This window comes from Thauera sp. WH-2 (assembly GCF_048321015.1).
GTDB lineage: Bacteria > Pseudomonadota > Gammaproteobacteria > Burkholderiales > Rhodocyclaceae > Thauera.
The window spans coordinates 1-20,943 of the sequence record NZ_JBLWFG010000014.1 but is presented as its reverse complement, the minus strand read 5'-3'; the positions used below and the strand labels follow the sequence as shown (position 1 = coordinate 20,943).

Here is a 20,943-nt window from a genome sequence, read left to right as displayed (position 1 = left end):
TGTGTGCGTTTCAGTTCGTTATGGGTGAGGTTTCCCGTGATGCGTCGGTTGCGGCAACGCCCAGTCCGGCGAGGACCAGGTTGTCGATGCGGCGCAGCGGAATTTCGATCAGGTGGGCAAAGCTGTCTGCTGCTCCACCGCCGAGCAGGCAGATCGCACCCGGTTCTGCCTCGATCTGGCGGAACATACGGCATATGGCGCCGGCCTGGGCCTGAATGCAACCGGAATGGATTGCGTCGACCGTGCGGCGGGGCTGCGGGGTGAAGCGGCCGTCTGCGAGCGGCAGTTGTGCGGTGCCACGCGCCAGGGACTGCTGCATCAGCGTCACGCCGGGCAGGATCAGACCGCCCAGGAAGACGCCGTCGGCGGTGAGCAGATCCACCGTGGTGGCGGTGCCGGCCATGACGACCAGGCAGGGGCCGCCCTGAAGGTAGCGGGCGCCGATGAGTGCAGCCCAGCGGTCGGCGCCGAGTTGGGCGGGTTCGTCGTAAAGATTGGTCAGGCCCGCGCAGTGATGGCTCGATAGCAGCCAGTCCACAGCGAGCCCCCCGCAGGCGTCAGCGATCTGTGTGGCGACTGCCGCCCCCGCGACGTTGCAGCCGAAGACGCGTGCAAGGTCGGGGTTCGCAGCGCGGATCTGGCCGAGCGCCTGCACCTCGCCATGCCCGATCGCCCCTTCCATGAGCGCTTCGAGCGGCTGCACGGCGCGCACCACGCGCCATTTGATGCGCGTATTTCCGGCGTCGACGAGCAGGAGCTTCATGCACCAGCTCCATCGCCGGGCCGCAGGGAAACATCGCCCGCAAGCACGCGCTGCAGCCCTGCCTCGGTGCGCAGCAACAGCGCCCCGTCCTCATCCACGCCCGCGCAGATCCCGTAGAGGGCGCTGTCTTCACCGCGGATGCAGACAGGCAGGTCGGTGAAGGCATGGCGCTGTTGCCAGGCGCCGCGCAGCGCCGGAAAGCCTGCGCTGGCATAGATCCTGAACAGCCCGTGGAGCTCGGTCAGGATTGCGGCCAGAACGATCGTCGCCGCGGGCAGCTCATGCTCGAGGGTGCGTGAGAGATCGGTTACGCCGCTTTGCCCCGGGACCGAGATGCCGGTGGGTAGGTGCAGGTTGAGCCCGATGCCGATCACCGCTGCCGGTGGGCGACCGCGCGCGGGCAGCAGTTCGACGAGAATGCCTGCGAGCTTCTCGCCGTGTACGAGCACGTCGTTGGGCCATTTGAGCTGGATGCCCTGGGCACCGAGCCCCTCGAGCGCGCGCGCCAGTGCGAGGCCCGCCACCAAAGAAAGTCCGGCGGGGGCCGGTGCGCCGGGCATGAAGCGCCATAGCACCGAAAACGTCAGACTGGAACCTGGCCATGACAGCCACGCCCGCCCGCGCCGACCTCGACCCGCGGTCTGCCGGTTCGCGACGAGCACATGCACCCGGCCATCGTCGGCGGGCGGGGCCGCGGTGAGCGTGCCATTGGTGGAAGCGCACTCGTCCACCCAAATGATGGAGAAGTCGCCTGCGAGCATGCCCAGCCTCGCCTGCACCGCGGCGACCGCATCGGCTCCGACCGCGGGCTGGGGGTGTGCACATGGGGGGGAAGCTGCTGGCGGTGGAACTTGAGGTGGCACGGGCTCGTCGAATGCGGGAGGAAAAGACGCATTATCCGCGATCAGGGCCGCGCGGACGAGCAGGGCGCAGCCCCACGTGGGGCTCAGCTCTCGGTGTGGTTGCCGGGCGCGTCTTCGTCCATGCCAAGCTCGTGGATCTTGCGGCTGATGGTGTTGCGACCGATGCCGAGCAGTTGTGCCGCCTCGATGCGCCTTCCGCCTGTGGCTGCAAGCGCGCGCCGGATCAGGGCTCGCTCAAAGTCACGCGTGAGGCGGTCGAATACTTCGCCGGGGTGGGTCGCGATCAGGCGGTCGGCCTCGGAGGACAGCCCTTCGATCCAGCTCGTGGGCGCTTCGCGTCCAGGCTGGTCGCGCATCTCGGGCGGCAGATCGGCGACCTCGACGATCTGGGCTGGCGCCATCACCGTCAGCCAGTGGCACAGGTTTTCCAGCTGGCGTACGTTGCCCGGGAAGGGTTGGCCCTGAAGGTAATCGAGCGCGGCGTCGGAGATACGCTTGCGTTCCACGCCGAGATCTTGCGCACTCTTCTGCAGGAAGTGGCGTACCAGTAGCGGGATGTCCTCGCGCCGTTCGCGGAGCGGCGGCAGGCGCAGGCGGATGACGTTGAGGCGGTGGAAAAGATCCTCGCGGAACAGGCCTTGGCGCACGCGTTCTTCCAGGTCCTGATGGGTGGCGGCAATCACGCGAACGTTTGCGCGGATTGGCTGCTGGCCGCCGACGCGGTAGAAGTGGCCGTCGGAGAGCACGCGCAGCAGCCGTGTCTGCAGCTCGGCCGGCATATCGCCGATCTCATCCAGGAACAGGGTTCCGCCATCGGCTTGCTCGAAGCGTCCGCGGCGCTGGGTCGCGGCCCCGGTGAAGGCGCCACGCTCATGGCCGAAAAGCTCGGATTCAAGCAGGTCGCGCGGGATGGCCGCGGTGTTGATGGCGATGAAGGGGGCGTCACGGCGCGGGCTGTGGCGGTGCAGTGCGCGGGCCACGAGCTCCTTTCCCGACCCGGACTCACCGTTGATCAGCACTGTGGCGTGGGAGTGGGCGAGGCGGCCGATCGCGCGGAACACCTCCTGCATCGCCGGCGCCTGGCCGAGGATTTCGGGCGCGAGGGAGGTTTCCTCGCTCGCACCATGCTGGTGCGCAGTCTGCTCGAGCGCACGGCGCACCAGTGCTACCGCCTGGTCTACGTCGAAGGGCTTGGGCAGGTACTCGAAGGCGCCGCCCTGGAAGGCCGCCACCGCGCTGTCCAGGTCCGAATAGGCCGTCATGATGATGACCGGCAGGTGAGGGTGGTGCTCCTTGACCTTGCGCAGCAGGTCCAGCCCTGTTTCGCCCGGCATGCGGATGTCGGACAGCAGTGCGGCTGGGGCTTGCGGGGTACGCTCGAGTTCTGCGAGTGCGTCGCCTGCGGAGCTGAAACTGGCGTGGTCGATGCCCTCCCTGCCGAGTGCCTTTTCCAGCACCCAGCGGATGGAGCGGTCGTCGTCGATGATCCAGACGGTGTTCATGGTCTATGCACCTTTTTGGTGCGTGCCGGCGCTTCGGTCTCCCGCGGGGGCGGGGCACGAAGGCGCTCAGGCGCGCTCGGTAATCGGCAGCAGGATCGTGAAGCAGGTGCGCCCGGGGCGGCTGTCGACCTCGATCATGCCCTGATGTTGCTCGATGAAACTTTGCGCGAGCGACAGCCCTAGCCCGCTACCGCCCTCGCGCCCGGAGACCAGCGGATAGAAGATCCGGTCGCGGATCTCCGCGGGGATGCCGGGGCCGTTGTCGATCACTTGCAATTCCAGTGCCAGCCGGTACCGGCGCTTGGCGAGTGTCACCTGGCGTGCAACCCGGGTGCGCAACCTGATCTCGCCACTGCCACCGAGCGCCTGGGCTGCGTTGCGCACGATGTTCAGCACGGCCTGGATGAGCTGTTCGCGGTCGGCGGTGAGCTCGGGCAGGCTGAGGTCGTAGTCGCGGCGGATGTCGAGGGCGGGAAACTCCGCGAGGATCAACCTGCGCACCCGCTCGAGCACGTCATGAATGTTGAGCGCCGCCGGCCGCATCATGCAGTGTGAGCTCAGCAGCCGGTTCATCAGGTCCTGCAGGCGGTCCGCTTCGGCGATGATGACGTCGGTGAACTCGCGCAGCTGCGGGTCGTCAAGCTCGTGCTGCAGCAACTGTGCCGAGCCGCGGATGCCGCCCAGCGGGTTCTTGATCTCGTGCGCGAGGTTGCGGATCAGCTCTCGGTTGGCCTGCTGCTGCTGGAGCAGCTGTTCTTCCCGTGCGACCCTCAGCTGTGCGTCGATGGGGCGGAACTCCAGCAGCAAACGTGCGCCCGCCGCCTCGATGGGTGTGACCGTGCAGTCCAGGCGGATCGGGCTGGCTTCCCTGCAGGTTACCGTGAGGTCCTGCCCGGTGTAGCTCCAGTTCGTGCGCAGTGCGTTCTCGAGTGCCGCGCTCAGCCCCGCGGGCTTCCCGAGCAGACGCTCGAGAGGCTGGCCGAGCAGCTTGCGCTGGCTGATGGCGAAGAGATTTTCTGCGCCCGGATTGATATAGCGGATCGCCAACTGCCCATCCACCAGGATGACGGCAGAGGACAGCAACTCGAGTCCGGCAAATGGGGCTGCGGCGGTGTGGCTGGGAGGGGTTGGCATGGGCGCGTCCGAGGGATTCTTTCGATCAGAAGCAAGATACGCGCCAGATGTGGATCATCGCAGACCCGAGATCTCCCGGCGCAGGGCCTCGATGTTGCGTTTGTGGAGCTCGACCTTGTCCTTGAAGGGCTGCAGGCGATCGAGCACCTTCTGGTAGTTGCGCTCGTCGCCCGTTCGGATTGACTCCTGTTCGGCGAGCGCCTGCTCGGCTTCGGCGAGGGACTTTTCCTCGTGCTCGAGTTCGCCCGCGAGAACCTTGAGGCGTGCGTCGTCACGGTTGCGCTGATCGTCGGGGCTTACGCGCGGAAAACTTCCGGGCGTCGCCGCCGCAGGCGTGCCCTTTGGCGTGCTCGCTGCCGGGCTGCGCGGGGGCGCGGGGATGGTCGACACCGCCTGGTCTGACTCGAGGCGTACACAGCCGCGTCCGAGCGAGCGGTCGTTGGTGTAGGTCACTCGTCCGTCGGGGTCGGTGCACTTGTAGATGTCGGCCCATGCAGACGGGGCGAGGCCGGCAAGCAGGATCAGGGGAAGGAGTTTCGATGGATGCATGCGCGTGTCCTGGGGGGCGCTTCCGTGGCGAATGCACGGTCGTGCGCCCTTGCCCTTGCGGAATGAAGCCTGATTAGACTCCAGAAAAAAAGGACGGGCAATGCCCGTCCTTTCCTGACTGCGCAGTAAGCCCTGGATTACAGGCTGTAGTACATGTCGAATTCCACCGGGTGAGTGGTGATGCGCATGCGGTCGACCTCTTCCTGCTTGAGTGCGATGTAGGCGTCGATGAAGTCGTTGGAGAACACGCCGCCACGGGTCAGGAATTCGCGATCCTTGTCGAGATACTCCAGCGCCTGCTCGAGGCTGGTGCACACGGTCGGGATCAGCGCATCCTCTTCCGGCGGCAGGTCGTACAGGTTCTTGTCGGCCGGGTCGCCTGGGTGGATCTTGTTCTGGATGCCGTCCAGACCCGCCATCATCAGCGCGGCGAAGCACAGGTAGGGGTTGGCCAGGGGATCCGGGAAGCGTGCTTCGATGCGGCGGCCCTTCGGGTTGGCAGTGTAGGGGATGCGGATCGAGGCCGAGCGGTTGCGTGCCGAGTAGGCCAGCTTGGTCGGGGCCTCATAGTGCGGCACCAGGCGCTTGTACGAGTTGGTGCCCGGGTTGGTGATGGCGTTGAGCGCACGGGCATGCTTGATGATGCCGCCGATGTAGTACAGGGCCATCTCGGACAGGCCGGCGTAGCCGTTACCTGCGAACAGGTTCTGGCCGTCCTTCCAGATCGACTGGTGCACGTGCATGCCGGAGCCGTTGTCGCCGACGATGGGCTTGGGCATGAAGGTGGCGGTCTTGCCGTACTGGTGTGCAACGTTGTGCACGATGTACTTCAGGACCTGGGTCCAGTCGGCGCGCTTGGTCAGCGTGCTGAACTTGGTACCGATCTCGCACTGGCCGGCGTTGGCCACCTCGTGGTGGTGCACCTCGACCGGCACGCCGCAGGCCTCGAGTGCGAGGCACATGGCGGCGCGCACATCGTTCAGGCTGTCGACCGGCGGGACCGGGAAGTAGCCGCCCTTGACGCGCGGACGGTGGCCGGTGTTGCCGCCCTCGAACTTGTCGGCGGTGGACCAGGCGGCCTCTTCCGAGATGATCTTGCTGTACACGCCCGACATGTCCACCGACCACTCGACCGAGTCGAAGATGAAGAACTCGGGTTCCGGGCCGAAGAAAGCGGTGTCGCCGATGCCCGTGCTCTTCAGGTAGGCCTCGGCGCGCTTGGCGATCGAGCGCGGGTCGCGGTCGTAGCCCTTGCCGTCGGACGGTTCGATGACGTCGCAGGTGATGACCAGCGTGGTCTCGTCGAAGAAGGGGTCGATGTAGGCGGACGAGGGCTCGGGCATCAGCACCATGTCCGAAGCCTGGATGCCTTTCCAGCCCGCGATCGACGAGCCGTCGAAGGGATGGCCGTGCTCGAAGTGCTCTTCTTCGAAAGCGGACACGGGCAGGCCGACGTGCTGCTCCTTGCCGCGGGTATCGGTAAAGCGCAGGTCCACGAAGCGCACTTCGTTTTCCTGGATCAGCTTCATGACGTCTTGGGCGTTCATTTTCACTCCTGGTGAGATGAGGCGATGCGGGTGTTGAGCGGGTGGAGCAGCGGCCGCAAGAGGTCGAGGTCGTTGCACCGGATGTCTGTGCAAGGCACTAAGCAGTAAGCGTGCCAAGTTTCGCAGATGCGCGAATCATTGTGCCATAAGGGGCGATGCCCGAAAGCGGTGCCTGAGTCCGCCTGATTCTGCACCCAGGTGGTGCGGTGCGGGGTTGGCATGCACCGTCATGGTGCAAGGGTGTGGAATACCCGGATGCTCCGAAAGCGGGGGTAGGCCCTGAGCCAGCGTGCGATGCGCTGTTGCAGTGCGTCGAGTTCCAGGCCGGCGGGGGCCGAAGACAGGAAGAGTTCAACCTCGACGCGCTGGCCGAGGTAGTGGATCTGCACGCGCGAGGGCGGGGGCAAGTCCGCGCCGAGCAGTGTGCGCATGCTGGCGACGATCTCCGCACGTTCGGGTAGTGGGCCCGGCGGCACGACCTGCAGGTCGCCGTCGTCTTCCGGATCGATGTGAACCAGCACGTCGCGCACCTCGGGGTGTGCAGTGCGAACGCGCATGTAAACCGCGTCGGAGATGCGGTGCCCCTCGGATACCGTGATGCGTGGATCGACCTGCACATGGGCATCGCAAAGCACGCGGTCGGCCATGCGCCGGGTGCGCATGTCGTGCAGCCCGATGACGCCCGGCGTGTCCTCGATCGTCTTGCGCAGACGCTGGAGTTCCTCCTCGGGGAGTCCCGTGTCGATCAGCTCGCCGACCGCCTTCCAGGCCAGCTTCAGCCCCATGTGCAGGATCAGGAAACCGACCACTGCCGCCGCGAGCGGCTCCAGAAAGGGGTAGCCCGCCAGGCTGCCGCCGATGCCCGCCGCCACCACCAGTGAGGAGGCAGCGTCCGAGCGCGCGTGCCAGGCGTTGGCCTCGAGTACGGGCGCGCGCAGGCGGCGTGCGGCCGAGAGCGTGAATCGGAACAGCCCCTCTTTGGCGAACAGGGTGATCAGCGCCATGATCAGTGCAGCCGGATGCAGCTCCGGCAATGCGTCCATGTGCTGCAGGCGCACGCCCGAACTCCACAGGAAGCCGATGCCCACCCCCGCGAGCACCGCGCCCAGCACGAGCGTGGTCGCGGTCTCGATGCGGCCGTGTCCATAGGGATGGTCCGTGTCGGCCGGGTCGGCGCCCTTGCGCCCTGCCACCAGCACGAGCAGGTCGGTGACCAGGTCGGACAGCGTGTGCGCCGCGTCTGCCACCAGGCTGAAGGCATTGGCGAACAGGCCGATGATGACCTGCCCCACGGCCAGGGCCGCGTTGGTGATGATGGCGACCAGGGTGGTGCGCTGGATGCCTTTTCCGCGCGCGCCGTCATCATGCTGGAGTTCGCGGGCTGTGGCGGTGCCGGAGGGTCTTTGGGGGGCGTGTGAGGGGTGCATGGGGGTGGCGCGGCGGACGCGCTATACTTCGGCCGACCTACATTTTAGACGGATGTTCGCATGGGAACCCTGTCGGACTTGTTGTCCCTTGCGCACGCACGTGCGGAAAACCTCGGGCTGCCGTACCCGGGTGCGCTGACGCCCGCTGAAACCTGGCAGGTGATGCAGCTCGCCCCCGGCGCCAAGCTGGTGGATGTGCGCACGCGCGCCGAACTCGATTGGGTCGGCCGGGTGCCGGGTGCGGTGGAGATCGAGTGGAAGTCCTATCCCTCGATGCAGGAAAATCCCAACTTCCTGGCCCAGCTCAAGCATCAGGTCGATCCCGAGGCGCTGGTGCTGTTCATCTGCCGCTCCGGCGTGCGCTCGGATTCGGCTGCGCGCCTCGCTACCTCGGCGGGCTATGCCAACTGCTACAACGTCCTCGAAGGCTTCGAGGGCGACAAGGACGCCAACAACCAGCGCAACCGCACTGGTGGCTGGCGCCATGCCGGCCTGCCTTGGTATCAGGGCTGAGCTGCAACAACTCCTTACCCGGCCCTGCGCGGCCCGGCCGAACCCGCCGCCGCGTGCAGGGTCCGACGCCCGTAACCCCGGGATTGTCCCGACCGGATCCGGATACCAGAACATGCAAGTCTCCACCATCAGCTTCGACCGCTTCAACGTGCTCGCCGACGACGAGGCGCAGGCGCGGATCCGCGCCGCGCGCGCGCGCCTCGGCGATCGCGCGGTGCTGCTCTGCCATCACTACCAGCGTGCCGATGTATACCAGCACGCCGACCTTACCGGGGACTCGCTCAAGCTTGCGCGCCTCGCGTCGCAGACGGACGCCGAGTTCATCGTGTTCTGCGGTGTGCACTTCATGGCCGAGGTCGCCGACATCCTGTCCAAGCCCAGCCAGATCGCCATCCTTCCCGATCTCGCCGCCGGCTGTTCGATGGCCGACATGGCAAGTCTGGCCAAGGTCGAGCGCTGCTGGCGCGAACTGGCCGAGGTGCTCGACAAGCCCGATGAGCTGATCACTCCGGTCACCTACATCAACTCCGCGGCCGACCTCAAGGCCTTCTGCGGTGAGCACGGCGGCATCGTGTGCACCTCGACCAACGCACCGACCATCCTCGACTGGGCGTTCGCCAAGCGCGAGAAGGTGCTGTTCTTCCCCGACCAGCACCTCGGGCGCTGGACCGGTTTCAAGAAGGGCATTCCGCTCGACGAGATGGTGGTGTGGGACCCCGACCTCGAGTACGGCGGGCTCACCCCAGAGCAGATCCGCAAGGCGAAGATCCTGCTGTGGAAGGGGCACTGCTCGGTGCACCAGATGTTCCAGCCGGTACACATCGACCGCTGGCGCGAGAAGCACCCGCACGGCTTCGTGATCTCACACCCGGAGAGCATGCTCGAGGTGTGCCAGAAATCCGATTACGTCGGCTCCACCGAGTTCATCCTCAACACCATCACCAACGCGCCGCATGACACCGAGTGGCTGGTGGGCACCGAGCTCAACCTTGTCAGCCGCCTCGCGGACGAGATGAAACCGCAGGGCAAGCTCGTCGAGTTCATGGCGCCCAACGTGTGCATGTGCTCGACCATGCAGCGTATAGACCCGCAGCATCTGGCGTGGACGCTGGAAAACCTCGCCGAGGGCAAGGTGGTCAATCAGATCAAGGTGCCCGAGCACGAGGCCGAACTCGCCCGGATTGCGCTCGACCGCATGCTTGCGGTTTCCTGATCCATAGCCACGGGGTCCGGCTGCGATGACGCTCAGGATCTGCAGCTACAACATCCACAAGGGCTTCTCGCAGTTCAACCGCCGCATGGTGGTGCATGAGCTGCGTGACCGCCTGCGCAGCCTGGACGCCGATCTTGTGTTCCTGCAGGAGGTGCAGGGCCTGCATCTGGGGCACCCGGCACGCCATCCGGACTGGCCACTCGAGCCACAGCACGAGTTTCTTGCACAGGAGGCCTGGCACCAGACGGCCTATGGTGGTAACGCCGTCTACGACCATGGCCACCATGGCAATGCGATCCTGAGCCGGCACCTGATCCTGAGCTCCGCCAATCAGGACGTCTCCGACCACCGCTTCGAACGCCGCGGGCTGCTGCACTGCGAGGTCCAGTTGCCCGAGTTTGGCGGGCCGGTGCATTGCGTGTGCGTGCATCTGGGCCTGATGGCGGGCAGCCGGCGGCGACAGATGGCGGCGCTGGCTGAGCGCATGGAGCAGCTTGCGCCGGGCGACACGCCGCTGATCATCGCAGGCGACTTCAATGACTGGCGCAATCACGCGGACGAGTTGCTCGGGCGGCGACTCGGCCTGGCGGAGGCCTTCGGTGGCGGGCGCGGGCGGCCGGCGCGCAGTTTCCCGAGCGCATTGCCCTTCTTCCGCCTCGATCGCATTTATGTGCGTGGTTTCCGGGTGCGGCAGGCACAAGTGCATTACGGCGCACCGTGGGCACAGATCTCCGATCACGCCGCACTGACCGCCGATCTGGAGCCGATCGTCTGATGCAGTTTCTCGCCGGCAACGCCGTCGCGCTGCTGGAGAACGGCGAGCAGTATTTTCCTGCGGTGGAGGCAGCGATCGACCGGGCCGAACGCGAGATCTTCCTGCAGAGCTATATCTTCGAGGACGATGGCACCGGGCAGCGCATCGCCGACGCGCTGGCGCGTGCCGCCGGTCGTGGTGTGGCGGTGCGGGTGATGATCGATGGCTTTGGTGGCCGCAGCTTCGTTGCCCGCCTCCTTCCGCGCCTGCGCAGCGCGGGGGTGCAGGTGCTGATCTACCGCCGTGAGCTCAGGCCGCTGTCGCTGCGCCGTCATCGCCTGCGCCGTATGCATCGGAAGATCGTCACCATCGATGGGCGCGAGGCCTTCGTCGGTGGCATCAATGTGGTGGACGACTTCGATGCGGGTGCGCTTTCGCACCCGCGCTACGACTATGCAGTGCATGTCGAAGGACCCCTGCTCGAGCCGATCGTGGCTTCAGCGCAGCGCTTGTGGCGGCTGGTGGCCTGGGCGAGCTTCCGTCGACGTGACTCCCAGCCGCTGCTCGCGCCGCCGCAGACCGAACGGGTCGGGGGCATTCGCGCTGCTTTCGTGGTGCGTGACAACCTCCGCCATCGCCACGCGATCGAGGATGCCTACCTAGATGCGATCGCCAAGGCGCGTGAGGAAATCCTCATCGCCAATGCCTATTTCTTTCCGGGGCGGCGCTTCCGCCAGGCGCTCACGGAGGCGGCTGCGCGCGGCGTGCAGGTGACCCTGCTGCTGCAGGGGTTGTCGGACCATCCGCTGCAGGGTTATGCCACGCGTGCCTTGTACCCGGCCTTGCTCGCGCGTGGCATCCGCCTGTTCGAATACCACCGCAGCTACCTGCACGCCAAGGTTGCGGTGGTCGATCGCACCTGGTCGACGGTGGGGTCGAGCAACATCGATGCCTTCAGCCTGCTGCTCGCACGGGAGGCGAACGTGGTGATCGACGATGCGCGCTTCGCGTGCGAGCTGCGGGCAAGCCTGGAGCGGGCAATCTGTTCCGGCGCCCGCGAACTGCGCGCCTCGGACTGGCAGCGTCTGCCCCTGTTCCGCCGCGGTCTCAGCTGGCTGGCCTACCAGCTCGTGCGCATGGCCATCGGTGTGGCGGGCTACGGGGGCCTCCACTGAATCCTGCACGCGGATGGGCGCCACCCGCTTCACTCAGCGTCCGATCAGGCGCGCGTGCTCTATTTTGGTGCATAGATCGACGACGACCTGGAGTCCCGCTTCGGCCGCCCTCTGTGCCGCTTCGGGGGCGATCACGCCGAGCTGCATCCATACGCAGCCTGCGCCCACCGCGATGGCCTCGTCGACCACCGGCAGCACGTCCGAGGGCTTGCGAAATACGTCCACGACGTCGATCTTCACCGGCACGTCGCGCAGGCTCGGATAGCACTTCTCGCCGAGTACTTCCGCATATGCAGGATTTACCGGAATGATCTTGTAGCCGGCCTTCTGCAGGTAGTGCGCGACTTCGTGACTGGGGCGATCGTGCTTGGCCGAGATTCCGACGATCGCGATTGTGCGGCTACCCTGCAGCAGCTTGCGGATCGCTTCCGGTTGCGCGCTGATGTCGTTCGGGTGCATTGGGTTACCTCATGAAAAGCCGGCTGCGACCGCCTGGCGGCGGCGCGGGACGGCGGTGATGGACCAGTTTGCACACGCCCACTGCCAGATCTCGGCAAGGGGTGCGCGAGCGAGTGTGGAGGGGGGATTCTGGCCGAGAAATTCGAGGGCGGCCAGCAGCGCGGTGCCGGGTGGGAACGCGTCCACCGCACGCGCGAGGGTCTGCTTGGAGAGCTTTTCGCCCGCAGCATTGGTTGCCAGAGGCAGGTGGGCGTAGTGCGGGGGCGGCATGCCGAGCAGCCCGAGCAGGTGGATCTGGCGAGCGGTGGCGTCGAGCAGATCGGCTCCGCGCACCACGTGGGTGATGCCCGCATCGACATCGTCCACGACCACCGCGAGTTGGTAAGCGAACAGCCCGTCGGCGCGCAGTACGACGTAGTCGCCGGCGTCGGCGGCGAGGTCGATCTCCTGTTCGCCCTGGATGCGATCGACGAAGCGGACCCGCCCCTCCGCGCGCACGCGCCACGCCCGTCCCTCGCGCCCGGGGGGAAGGCCACTACGGCAGGTGCCCGGATAGCGTCGCGAGCCATCGCGGGCCAGCGGCTGCCCGGCCAGTTCGCGGCGTGTGCAGGCGCAAGGATACGCGTGGCCCGCTGCCTTCAGTCGCTCCAGCGTGGCTTCGTAGGCGCTGGTTCGCTGGCTCTGCCAGACGATCTCGCCGTCCCATGCAAAGCCGAAGCGCTCGAGTGTATGCAGGATGCCCGCTGCAGCACCCGCCACCGTGCGTGGAGTGTCCACATCCTCGATCCGCAGCAGCCATTTCCCAGCGTGGGCGTGGGCGTCGAGAAAGCTGCCCGCCGCGGCGATCAGCGATCCGAAGTGCAGCGCGCCGCTGGGCGAGGGCGCAAAGCGGCCGATGTAAGGCGCGCTGGGCTGGGCAGGCGGAAAACCGGCGAATGTCATGAGCGGGATCTTAGCATCGTGGCACACCGCCGCCGCCGAGGGGGATGCGATATGCTGCGCAGCCGCCCTCTACGGCACACGCGCGGATGAGGGGCTGGGTGCAGTGACCGGATGAAACCGGTCTGGCGCTTGATCGAAACAGCACAGGAAGCAGATGAGTACAGCTTCGCCCCGGGCATCGCAGCCCGCGCACCATCGCTTTGAGGCAGATCTCGTCCTGATACTGACGGGCCTGATCGCTGCCGCGGGCTGGATTTTCTCGAAGGAGGCGCTCGTCGGTTTGCCGCCGCTGCTTTTCATCGGCCTGCGCTTCGCAATTGCCGGGCTGGTTCTGGGTGCCTTTTCCGTGCCACAACTGCGCACCTTCGATGCGCATGGCCTGCGTAGCGGCCTGCTGGTGGGGGCGTTGTTTGCTGCGGGCATGGTGCTCTGGATCCTTGGCCTCTCGCATGCGCGCCATCTCGGCGAGGCGGCCTTCATCTCCAGTCTGGGGATCGTCGCGGTGCCCGTACTGGCGCGCGTGTTCTTCGGCGATCGCCCGCCGGCGAGCACCTGGTTCGCGCTGCCGCCGGCGCTGGCGGGCTTCGCCTGCCTCTCGCTCGATGGTGGTTTTCGCGTCGAGCCCGGGCAGTGGTTCTTCCTCGCCGCGGCGATGGTGTTCGCGCTCCTGTTCAACGTCAATTCGCACATCGTGCGCAAGGTGCCGGTACGGGCGCTGAGCACGGTGCAGATGCTCGTGGTCGGCGTACTGGTGCTGCCGCCTGCGCTGATGCTGGAGCAATGGCCCTTGCAATGGACGCTGCCGATGCTGGGTTGGCTGCTCGCCAGCGCGGTCGTCGCCACCACGTTGCGCTTCATGCTCCAGTTGCGCGGGCAGAGTCTCACCACACCCAGCCATGCGGCGCTGATCCTGATGCTGGAGCCGGTGTGGACCGCGATCGCTGCGGCCTGGTGGTATGCCGAAACCATGAGTGCTCTGCAGTTGCTTGGCTGTGGGCTGATATTTCTCGCGCTGGTGGCGAGCCGCTGGGTGTGGATTCGCGGCCTGCTCGGCGGGCGCTGAGATTTCCCCGGAGGCGTCTGTTTGCCTCGCCGTTGATCGTGCAATGGAGGACGCTCAGGCTGCGTCCTCCCGCAGGGCGCCCTCGTGTGCGCAAGGTGGCGCAACGGGGGCGCTGGCAAACGGGATGTCGCGCGCACGCAGGGCGAGATCGATCAGGCTGAAGACCTCGTCGCGGCACAGGGGCTCATGATCGAGTTGCGGGACCCAGTATTTGACTCGGTAGCTGATTCCCTGCGGGCCGTATCGCACCACCTGCACCTCGGCCGGCCGCTCTTCCACGATGCTCCGTGCTCCAGCGAGGGCGGCGCAGATCAGCGCCTTGGCCTCGGCCACCGGCAGATCCACCGGCAAGGTGAGATCGGCGTGGTCACGGAACTCTTTGCGCGGGGCACTGAAGTTGGTGATGCGCTGCCGTGAGATCTGGCTGTTGGGCAGGATCATGTACGTGCTGTCGCGCGTGACCAGCCGTGTCGTACGCCAGCCGATTTCCTGGACTCTTCCCTGGCCGAGGGTTTCGATACGCACCCAGTCTCCCATACGAAAAGGTGCCTCGATGCCGAGTGCAATGCCCGAGAGCGTGTCGGCCACCACATTGCGGATCGCGAAGCCCAGGACTGCCAGAACCAGCCCTGAGCCGGTCAGAATGCCCGACAGGTCCCGGTTGAAGAACAGCGATAGGGCGACCAGCGTTGCGAATGCGAAAAGGAATACCCGAAGGAGGTCGAGCAGGACCTTGGGCACGGGCCGCTGTCCCTTTCTGCGCTGGGACAGGCGGAGGCTGATCAGGATCTGGGTCAGCTGCGCGGCGGCGAAGATCGTCAGTGCGATCAACGTGTTGCGCACGGGCTCCAGCCAAGCCTGTAGCGAATGCTCGGCAGGAAGGTGCTGGATCAGCGGTTCGGCGCACGCAGCTGCCAGCAACAGCAGGGTGACGCGGGTGGACGCGCGCAGCCAGGACGTGCGCGGTGCGGACGGATCGGGAGATTTCACCTCATCGTGCCTCAGGTCCAGAGCCCCTGCTCCCGCGCGGAGAAGGCAGAAGACCGTGTGTGTGAAGCCGGCCCATGGCCCAAACCCTGGCGAGGAGCACCCTGCGGGTCCCCGGGCCAACTGCGCCGGGGGCGGCAACGGCTGAGCCGAGGTTGTGCAGGCTCTTGCCCGGGTAGGCGGAGGCACACTTCGCGTGTGGTGAGCGTGCGTGGCGGTGGGCGGTTACGTTCATTTCGTCTTCTCCTCAGCACACCGCCGGGCCGGCCCACCAGCCGCTCATCAGAGCTTCGGGTTTCTCTGGGGCGCTGACGCGGGCGCTGCTCTCCCAGGCCTCCACCTGCACGTCGAGGCCTGCGAAGACACCGTAGCCGGCGCCAGCGCGGATGGCCTCGCCTGCGCTCAGGCTTTCCCCGGCACGGATCGCCCCTGCGGCGCCGATTACTCCGCCGGCCTTGATGCCCCAGCCCGCCTCCAGGTGCAGGCCGACCTGGATCGAACCGCCTGCTGCAATGCCTTGGCCGGCACGCAGGCTGTTCGCCACTTGAATGTCACCGCCGGCTTGCAGGCCCTTGGCGCAACGTACGCCTTCATCCACCTGCACGCCGAGGCCGACGAAGGCATTGCCCGCGATACGCACGCGCCCGGTGCAGTGCAGGTCCCAGCCGGTGCGAAGCTCGCCGTCGCAGCGTAGGTCGCCCGTGCAGTCCACTCCCCAGCCTGCGCGCAGATCGCCTCCTACGCGCAGCCCGTCTTCGGCGCGGATGCTGCCTTCGATGCGCAAGTCTGCGCCGATGTGAATTCCGCCACCTGCGCGCAGGCCGCCGCCGGCATGCAGCGAGCGCCCGACGCGCACGACACCTCCCGCATCCACGCTGCCGCGTACCTCCAGCGTCCCGGCGAAGACGATCGCATCGGCCTCGATCGTGTCGAGCACGCGCACCTCGTCGGTGGGTCCGAACTGCTCCAGCAGCCAGCAGGCATCGCCCACCCGACCGGCTGCCACCATCTCGTCGAGCATGTTCTGATAGTTTCCGCCGTCGCCAAACTGGCGGACGAACCAACGGAATCCGTCGGTGCAGGGGCGCTTCGCCCTGACGAAACTGCGTGTGAGAACCATTGCATCACCCTCGTGCATCACTTGGCCGCGCCATGGCGCGGTGTCCTGGAGTGCAGCCGACGGGATGTCGATGAGCGGGGGGCCGAATGGACCGGTGCCGAACCGCGGATGCGGTCTTGAGGGGCGGGAGGCTGGACAGGAAGCCCGCAGCGGCTGCACGTTGAACGGGCGGCGCGGTGCGCGCGTCCCGGGCAAGTGCCGTGCGGGGGTGGGGCTTAGCCCCTTCGCTGGCCCCGCACGGCTTCAGAAAGCACGGCGGGAGACCCTGTGACCTTGAATGCGAGCTGGGTCGCGAGATCGCGCAGCGGTGACATCATGCTGCGCGCACGCACACGACCACCCGCGCGCAGTGGTGCGCGGCAACGGGCGAAGCGATGGTGGGCAGGCGTGGTCATGCGGCAGGCGATCGATGGGTAAAGCGGCATTGTAGGCCAGAACGCGGGCCGTGTCGCTTGCCGCCGGGGCGGCCGTGAAACCGGCCCCGGGCTTTGGGTGGATGCGCTGTACGTGAGGGGCTGGTGCTCAGACGTTGATCACACGTTTAAACGTTGATCGGTCGGCAAAGTCCCGTGAGCACTAGGTTTCGCGGAGAAATCGGGCCACGGCCTTTGCGGGAATCGCTGGAAGCACCCCCAGTTGTACCCCCATAGGGGTATCGGGATGATAGATCAGTCTGGATGCCGGGGCCAGCGCTGCGCCTGCCGGATAAAACGGGTATGGCGCAGACCGCATTGTTGGCTGACGCCTGGAGCAGTACGCGATGAGATGCAGGGGAACGGGCCGCTGTGGCCCATACCTTGGAGAATTCTCATGGCAGACCATCACACCCGCCACAATCCGCTGGGGCAAGATGCCCTGTTCACTACGCCGGCATCGCTCATGCTCGATGCCCGCCTCACGCCGTTGGAGCGCAACGGCTGGCAGGTTCTGCGCATGCTGCGTTCTGCGGAAGGCATCAGCCCGCTGGCAAATCTCGGGCAGTTGCGTCGCTATCTCACCTCCACCCCGCTGGGGCAGAGGGCCGGGTACGAGACGGCCCGGCGCGTCCTCGTTGTGCTTCGGCTGACGGGCTGGATCAGCCGGGTAGGCCAACACCGCGATCCTCTAACCGGCCATGTGCTCAGCGAGCTGTATCAGGTTCACGAAAGCGCCCTGCACTTCCAGCAGGCCTGCGCGCTCGATGCCAGTCTGTCCGCGCTTCTGCAAGCCTCCATCGGCCACGAAAACAACCAGGTGGATCGGGTGGCCGTCCACATTCAGGCAACGCTGGCGCAGGCACCTGAAGCCGCCTCCATTGCGACCCACGATCAACTTCACGACGACGATGATTTGCCCCCGACGCCGCCATCGCAGGCGAGCGAGGCAGCCGACCCACTGCCATTGTCTGGCGATTCCGCTGGCAGCACGCTTGTTCCGCAACAGACCGAACACGCTCGCCACATGACGGCTGAGCGGGGCAGTACGTATAAGACGTATATGTATAAAAAAGAACGTACGTACCTCGCGCGCGAAAGCGACGGCGATCCGGCATCGCAGTCGGTGAGCTTGCCGCCTTGCCTGAGCAATGCCCAGGCAGATCAGCAAAAAGACGTGCAGGCCGCTGAGCTGCCCCACGAATTTCGTCTTCCAACGTAGTCGTCGTAGGATCGACGCAACGAGAGGAAGAACGACGTGAAACGCATCCCGAAGCAGGAATACACGGCCGAGTTCAAGGAGCAGGCCGTCAAGCGAGCTGACGAGGTCGGCAGCATAGGCCGTGTTGCCGAGGAACTGGGGTTGGTTGAGCAGACGCTGCGCAACTGGGTCAAGGCGGCGAAGGCGGGCAAGCTGAATCCGGCCGGCGCCAAGCAGATCACTGCAGAGCAGATGGAACTGTCCCGGTTGCGCGCCCAGGTCGCGCGACTCGAGATGGAGCTGGAGATCACAAAAAAAGCGGCAGCATATTTCGCGAAGGATCTGCTGTGAAATATGCCTGGATCGAAACGCAGCGCAGATCCTTCCCGTTGCCTGTCCTGTGCGATGCCCTGTCGGTGAGCCAGAGCGGCTTTCGGGCTTGGCGGGGCGGCGGGACGCAGGACCGCAAACGACTGACGGATGCGCAGGCCCTGGTGCTGATCCGCACGGTCCACCAGGAGGTCCGGCAGGCCTACGGGGCACGACGCATCCACGCCGAGTTGCGAGTGCGTGACTACCGGATCGGTTTGCCGCGCATCGAGCGTCTGATGCGCGAGAACGGCATCCGGGCACGGCACAAGCGGCGTTACAAGGCGACGACCGACTCCAGGCATCACCTGCCGGTCGCGGAGAATGTGCTGGGTCGTCAGTTCGCGCCTGAGGCGCCCAATCGCGTCTGGACGGGCGACATCACCTACATCGCCACCGCCGAGGGCTGGCTGTACCTGGCGGTCGTGATCGATCTGTTCAACCGCGAAGTGATTGGCTGGTCAATCAAACCACGCATGACCACCGACCTCGTGATCGATGCGCTGTCGATGGCATGGTTTCGCCGCCGGCCCGGACCGGGTGTGCTGTTCCACTCCGACCGGGGCAGTCAGTACGCCAGCCAGGCGTATCAGGCCCGCTTGGCGGCCTACGGCATGCGCGGTTCAATGTCACGCAAGGGCAACTGCTGGGACAACGCACCCACCGAGAGCTTCTTCAACAGCCTCAAGAATGAGCGGGTCCATGGCGTGAGCTACGCGACCCGAAACGAGGCCACGAGCGATCTGTTCCAGTACATCGCCGTGTTCTACAACCGGAGCCGCCGCCACTCCAGCTTGGGCTATCTGTCGCCGACCACGTTCTTGGAGAACTGGATCGTACGACAGGATCAGCAAGACATGGCAGCATGAGGACGGCCGGTTGGAAGGCGGAAAACGTAGGGCACCTCAGTTTCTTTGAGTACTCATTTCTCACCCGATTGATTGGTGCGAAGCCACTTCGCGCCTCGCCCCTTACCCGTCGATTCAATCAAGCCTTCTGATTTCATCGCTCGCAGCACTAGTCGAACCATGTCACGGCTCACGCCCGGGCAGGCTTCTTCTATTTCGGAAATAGAAAATGGCAGAGTGCGCCCCAGGACTTCCGCGCGCACGCGGTCACCTTTGCTGCCACGTCCCCGCTCGATGGTGCCGACACGCTCCTCGAATTCACGGTAGGCCCGTAGCAAGGCCCCCCAGAAATAGTCGAGCCAGGGTTTGACGTCATGCTGCCCCTGATGCCAGCCCTGCGAGCTGGCTTCCAGCGTCTCGTAATAGCCTTCCTTGGTGTCCTCGAAGATGCGTTCCAGGCTGATGTAGCGGCCCACCGCATAGTCGAAGTGATAGAGCAGCAGCAAGGTCAGCAAGCGGGACATGCGACCGTTGCCGTCCGGGAAAGGGTGGATGCACAGGAAGTCGAGCATCGCCAGCGGCACCAGTACCAACGGGTCGGCCAAGTGCTGGTCCAGCGCAGTGGCGTAGCGCCCGGTCAGATCGGCCATTGCCATGGGTGTGAGGTGCGCAGCAACTGGCTGGAAGCGCAAACGCGACGTGCCGTCTGGGTGACGCTCGATGATGTCGTTGTTGGTAGCCTTCCAGCGCCCGCCCGCCTGCGGCATGTAACGGTACAGCAGGGTGTGCAGTTGCAGCACTACGCCCTCGCTAAAGGGCATGTGCGCGGCAGACTCGTGGATCAGCGCCAGGGCATCACGGTAGCCGGCGATCTCCTGTTCGGAACGGCTCTTTGGCGTTGCGTTGCGGATAACCAGAGACTTCAACCGCGAGGGTGCGACGACAACGCCTTCCAGCCGGTTGGATGACTCGGTGGACTCCACCACCGCGATCTGGCGTAGCCCCTTGAGGGCTTCGGGTGACTGCGCAGCGTAGAGTTGCTGCTTACCCTGGTACTCGCCCAGTGTGCGCAACGTGGCGGCCTGAGTGCCATCGAAGCGAAGCGCGGCAAGGTACTCGGGTGTGAGCGAGTGCATAGAAATGTAAGCCAGGCTGTGTAAATGGGGTAATCATAGCTCTTAAATGGGGTATTGTCTCTAAAAATACCTCTTTTATGTGTTTGATTACCTCATTTCCTGAACATTGGATCTGTCGTGGGAGGCTGGTATGGCCGACCAAAAAGGAAATGAACAACATGAATATAAAAGGGGCAATAAATAAATAATTACCCCATTTAATCCATTTTTTACCCCATTTCCAGCGACCATCCCTGGGCGAAGGCAAAGGGCAAGGGAACGGCACCCAAGGGGCAACGGCCCTACCCAGAAAAGGAAAAGACCGCATCTGTCCATTCGTTCTGCAACACCCGGCGAAGTTGCCCCTATACCGTGCCACTGCCCTCCGCGGCACTCAGATAGTCCGCCCAGTCCTGCAACAGCGTCCTTCTCTGATCCAGCAGCAGCGCCTTGTTGTACGTCGCCCGCACCTTGTTGCTTTCCACGTGGGCAAGCTGCCGTTCAATTGCATCAGGCCGGTATCCGTTCTCGTTGGCCCAGGTCGAAAAGGTCGTCCGCCAGCAATGCGGCGTGGTGCCCCGGCCCAGGTTCATATCTCGCATCGCGTAGGTCAGCCGATTGGGCGTGGTGAAGCCCTTGCCGCTCCGGTGTGGGAACAGATAGCGTCCACCACCCGTGATGCACTGCAAATCCTTCAGCACGGCAATAGCCTGCGCCGACAACGGGCTGACATGGTCACGTCGCGCTTTCATCTTCGCCGCAGGCCGACGCCACAAGGCATCCTCAAAGTCGAACTCGTCCCACTCGGCATCCGCCGCCTCCCCTGGACGGCAGGCAGTCAGCGCAATCAGCCGCAGGCACAACGAGGTTTCCGGATAGCCCCGGTAGCCGCGCAACTCCTGATAGAACTTCTGGATTTGCTCTGTAAGCGCTCCACGAACCCCATTCTTACGTAGCCCCGTTTGAGCCCGCATGCTTCGGCTTCC

The 20,943-nt window shown here is 65.4% G+C and carries 20 protein-coding genes; 7 read left to right on the top strand and 13 right to left on the bottom strand.

Annotated features, from left to right (window positions below; translation table 11 throughout):
- Positions 1–10: 10 nt before the first annotated feature.
- The 7 genes from ACNKW1_RS15335 to ACNKW1_RS15305 all read right to left on the bottom strand — a co-directional run bounded on the left by ACNKW1_RS15335 (position 11) and on the right by ACNKW1_RS15305 (position 7,785).
- Complete coding sequence (locus tag ACNKW1_RS15335; protein WP_418365449.1) at positions 11–763, bottom strand: type III pantothenate kinase; 753 nt, start codon at positions 761–763, stop codon at positions 11–13.
- Complete coding sequence (locus tag ACNKW1_RS15330) at positions 760–1,524, bottom strand: biotin--[acetyl-CoA-carboxylase] ligase (protein WP_418365448.1); 765 nt, start codon at positions 1,522–1,524, stop codon at positions 760–762. The genes ACNKW1_RS15335 and ACNKW1_RS15330 overlap by 4 nt, the downstream gene beginning before the upstream one ends.
- A gap of 185 nt (positions 1,525–1,709) precedes the next feature.
- Positions 1,710–3,128: a nitrogen regulation protein NR(I) gene (gene ntrC, locus ACNKW1_RS15325; RefSeq protein ID WP_418365447.1), complete on the bottom strand. Its 1,419-nt coding sequence runs from the start codon at positions 3,126–3,128 to the stop codon at positions 1,710–1,712.
- A gap of 66 nt (positions 3,129–3,194) precedes the next feature.
- Complete coding sequence (gene glnL / locus ACNKW1_RS15320) at positions 3,195–4,262, bottom strand: nitrogen regulation protein NR(II) (RefSeq protein ID WP_418365446.1); 1,068 nt, start codon at positions 4,260–4,262, stop codon at positions 3,195–3,197.
- Between the two features lie 54 nt (positions 4,263–4,316).
- The gene (locus tag ACNKW1_RS15315) at positions 4,317–4,811 is read right to left on the bottom strand and encodes a DUF4124 domain-containing protein (protein WP_418365445.1); all 495 of its coding nucleotides are present in this window, start codon (positions 4,809–4,811) and stop codon (positions 4,317–4,319) included.
- Positions 4,812–4,948: 137 nt separating this feature from the next.
- Complete coding sequence (glnA, locus tag ACNKW1_RS15310; RefSeq protein ID WP_418365444.1) at positions 4,949–6,358, bottom strand: type I glutamate--ammonia ligase; 1,410 nt, start codon at positions 6,356–6,358, stop codon at positions 4,949–4,951.
- A gap of 227 nt (positions 6,359–6,585) precedes the next feature.
- Positions 6,586–7,785, bottom strand: a complete 1,200-nt coding sequence (locus ACNKW1_RS15305) for a cation diffusion facilitator family transporter (RefSeq protein ID WP_418365443.1) — start codon at positions 7,783–7,785, stop codon at positions 6,586–6,588.
- 60 nt (positions 7,786–7,845) lie between these two features.
- Between ACNKW1_RS15305 and ACNKW1_RS15300 the strand changes: the two genes are divergently transcribed.
- The 4 genes from ACNKW1_RS15300 (at position 7,846) to clsB (ending at position 11,440) form a co-directional block, all read left to right on the top strand.
- Entirely contained in the window at positions 7,846–8,298 is a 453-nt protein-coding gene (locus ACNKW1_RS15300; RefSeq protein WP_418365442.1) for a rhodanese-like domain-containing protein, read from the top strand.
- A 112-nt stretch (positions 8,299–8,410) separates the two neighbouring features.
- Complete coding sequence (gene nadA / locus ACNKW1_RS15295; RefSeq protein WP_418365441.1) at positions 8,411–9,511, top strand: quinolinate synthase NadA; 1,101 nt, start codon at positions 8,411–8,413, stop codon at positions 9,509–9,511.
- 25 nt (positions 9,512–9,536) lie between these two features.
- The gene (locus tag ACNKW1_RS15290) at positions 9,537–10,286 is read left to right on the top strand and encodes an endonuclease/exonuclease/phosphatase family protein (protein WP_418365440.1); all 750 of its coding nucleotides are present in this window, start codon (positions 9,537–9,539) and stop codon (positions 10,284–10,286) included.
- On the top strand, positions 10,286–11,440 hold the full coding sequence (clsB, locus tag ACNKW1_RS15285) for a cardiolipin synthase ClsB (protein ID WP_418365439.1): 1,155 nt from the start codon (positions 10,286–10,288) through the stop codon (positions 11,438–11,440). Before ACNKW1_RS15290 ends, clsB begins: the two co-directional genes overlap by 1 nt.
- A gap of 33 nt (positions 11,441–11,473) precedes the next feature.
- Here clsB and ACNKW1_RS15280 read toward each other — a convergent pair whose 3' ends face one another.
- Complete coding sequence (locus tag ACNKW1_RS15280; protein WP_418365438.1) at positions 11,474–11,899, bottom strand: CoA-binding protein; 426 nt, start codon at positions 11,897–11,899, stop codon at positions 11,474–11,476.
- Between the two features lie 9 nt (positions 11,900–11,908).
- A complete protein-coding gene (gene gluQRS, locus ACNKW1_RS15275) occupies positions 11,909–12,841 on the bottom strand; it encodes a tRNA glutamyl-Q(34) synthetase GluQRS (RefSeq protein WP_418365437.1) in 933 nt (310 codons plus the stop codon).
- A gap of 154 nt (positions 12,842–12,995) precedes the next feature.
- Here gluQRS and ACNKW1_RS15270 point away from each other — a divergent pair, with 154 nt between their 5' ends.
- Positions 12,996–13,904, top strand: a complete 909-nt coding sequence (locus tag ACNKW1_RS15270; protein WP_418365436.1) for a DMT family transporter — start codon at positions 12,996–12,998, stop codon at positions 13,902–13,904.
- A gap of 54 nt (positions 13,905–13,958) precedes the next feature.
- On the opposite strand, the gene ACNKW1_RS15265 is transcribed toward ACNKW1_RS15270, so the two are convergent.
- Both ACNKW1_RS15265 and ACNKW1_RS15260 read right to left on the bottom strand, forming a co-directional pair.
- Complete coding sequence (locus ACNKW1_RS15265) at positions 13,959–14,894, bottom strand: mechanosensitive ion channel family protein (protein WP_418365435.1); 936 nt, start codon at positions 14,892–14,894, stop codon at positions 13,959–13,961.
- 244 nt (positions 14,895–15,138) lie between these two features.
- Positions 15,139–16,011: a hypothetical protein gene (locus ACNKW1_RS15260; protein WP_418365434.1), complete on the bottom strand. Its 873-nt coding sequence runs from the start codon at positions 16,009–16,011 to the stop codon at positions 15,139–15,141.
- A gap of 810 nt (positions 16,012–16,821) precedes the next feature.
- Here ACNKW1_RS15260 and ACNKW1_RS15255 point away from each other — a divergent pair.
- A complete protein-coding gene (locus ACNKW1_RS15255; RefSeq protein WP_418365433.1) occupies positions 16,822–17,646 on the top strand; it encodes an STY4528 family pathogenicity island replication protein in 825 nt (274 codons plus the stop codon).
- Between the two features lie 36 nt (positions 17,647–17,682).
- Positions 17,683–18,863 (top strand): IS3 family transposase gene (locus ACNKW1_RS15250; RefSeq protein WP_418365432.1). Its coding sequence is split into 2 segments (ribosomal slippage): positions 17,683–17,935 and positions 17,935–18,863, totalling 1,182 coding nucleotides; the frame shifts between segments, so codons are not numbered across the junction.
- Between the two features lie 53 nt (positions 18,864–18,916).
- Here ACNKW1_RS15250 and ACNKW1_RS15245 read toward each other — a convergent pair.
- A complete protein-coding gene (locus ACNKW1_RS15245) occupies positions 18,917–19,978 on the bottom strand; it encodes a Fic family protein (protein ID WP_418365431.1) in 1,062 nt (353 codons plus the stop codon).
- 344 nt (positions 19,979–20,322) lie between these two features.
- On the bottom strand, positions 20,323–20,943 hold a 621-nt coding region (locus tag ACNKW1_RS15240; protein ID WP_418365430.1), incomplete at its 5' end, for a tyrosine-type recombinase/integrase.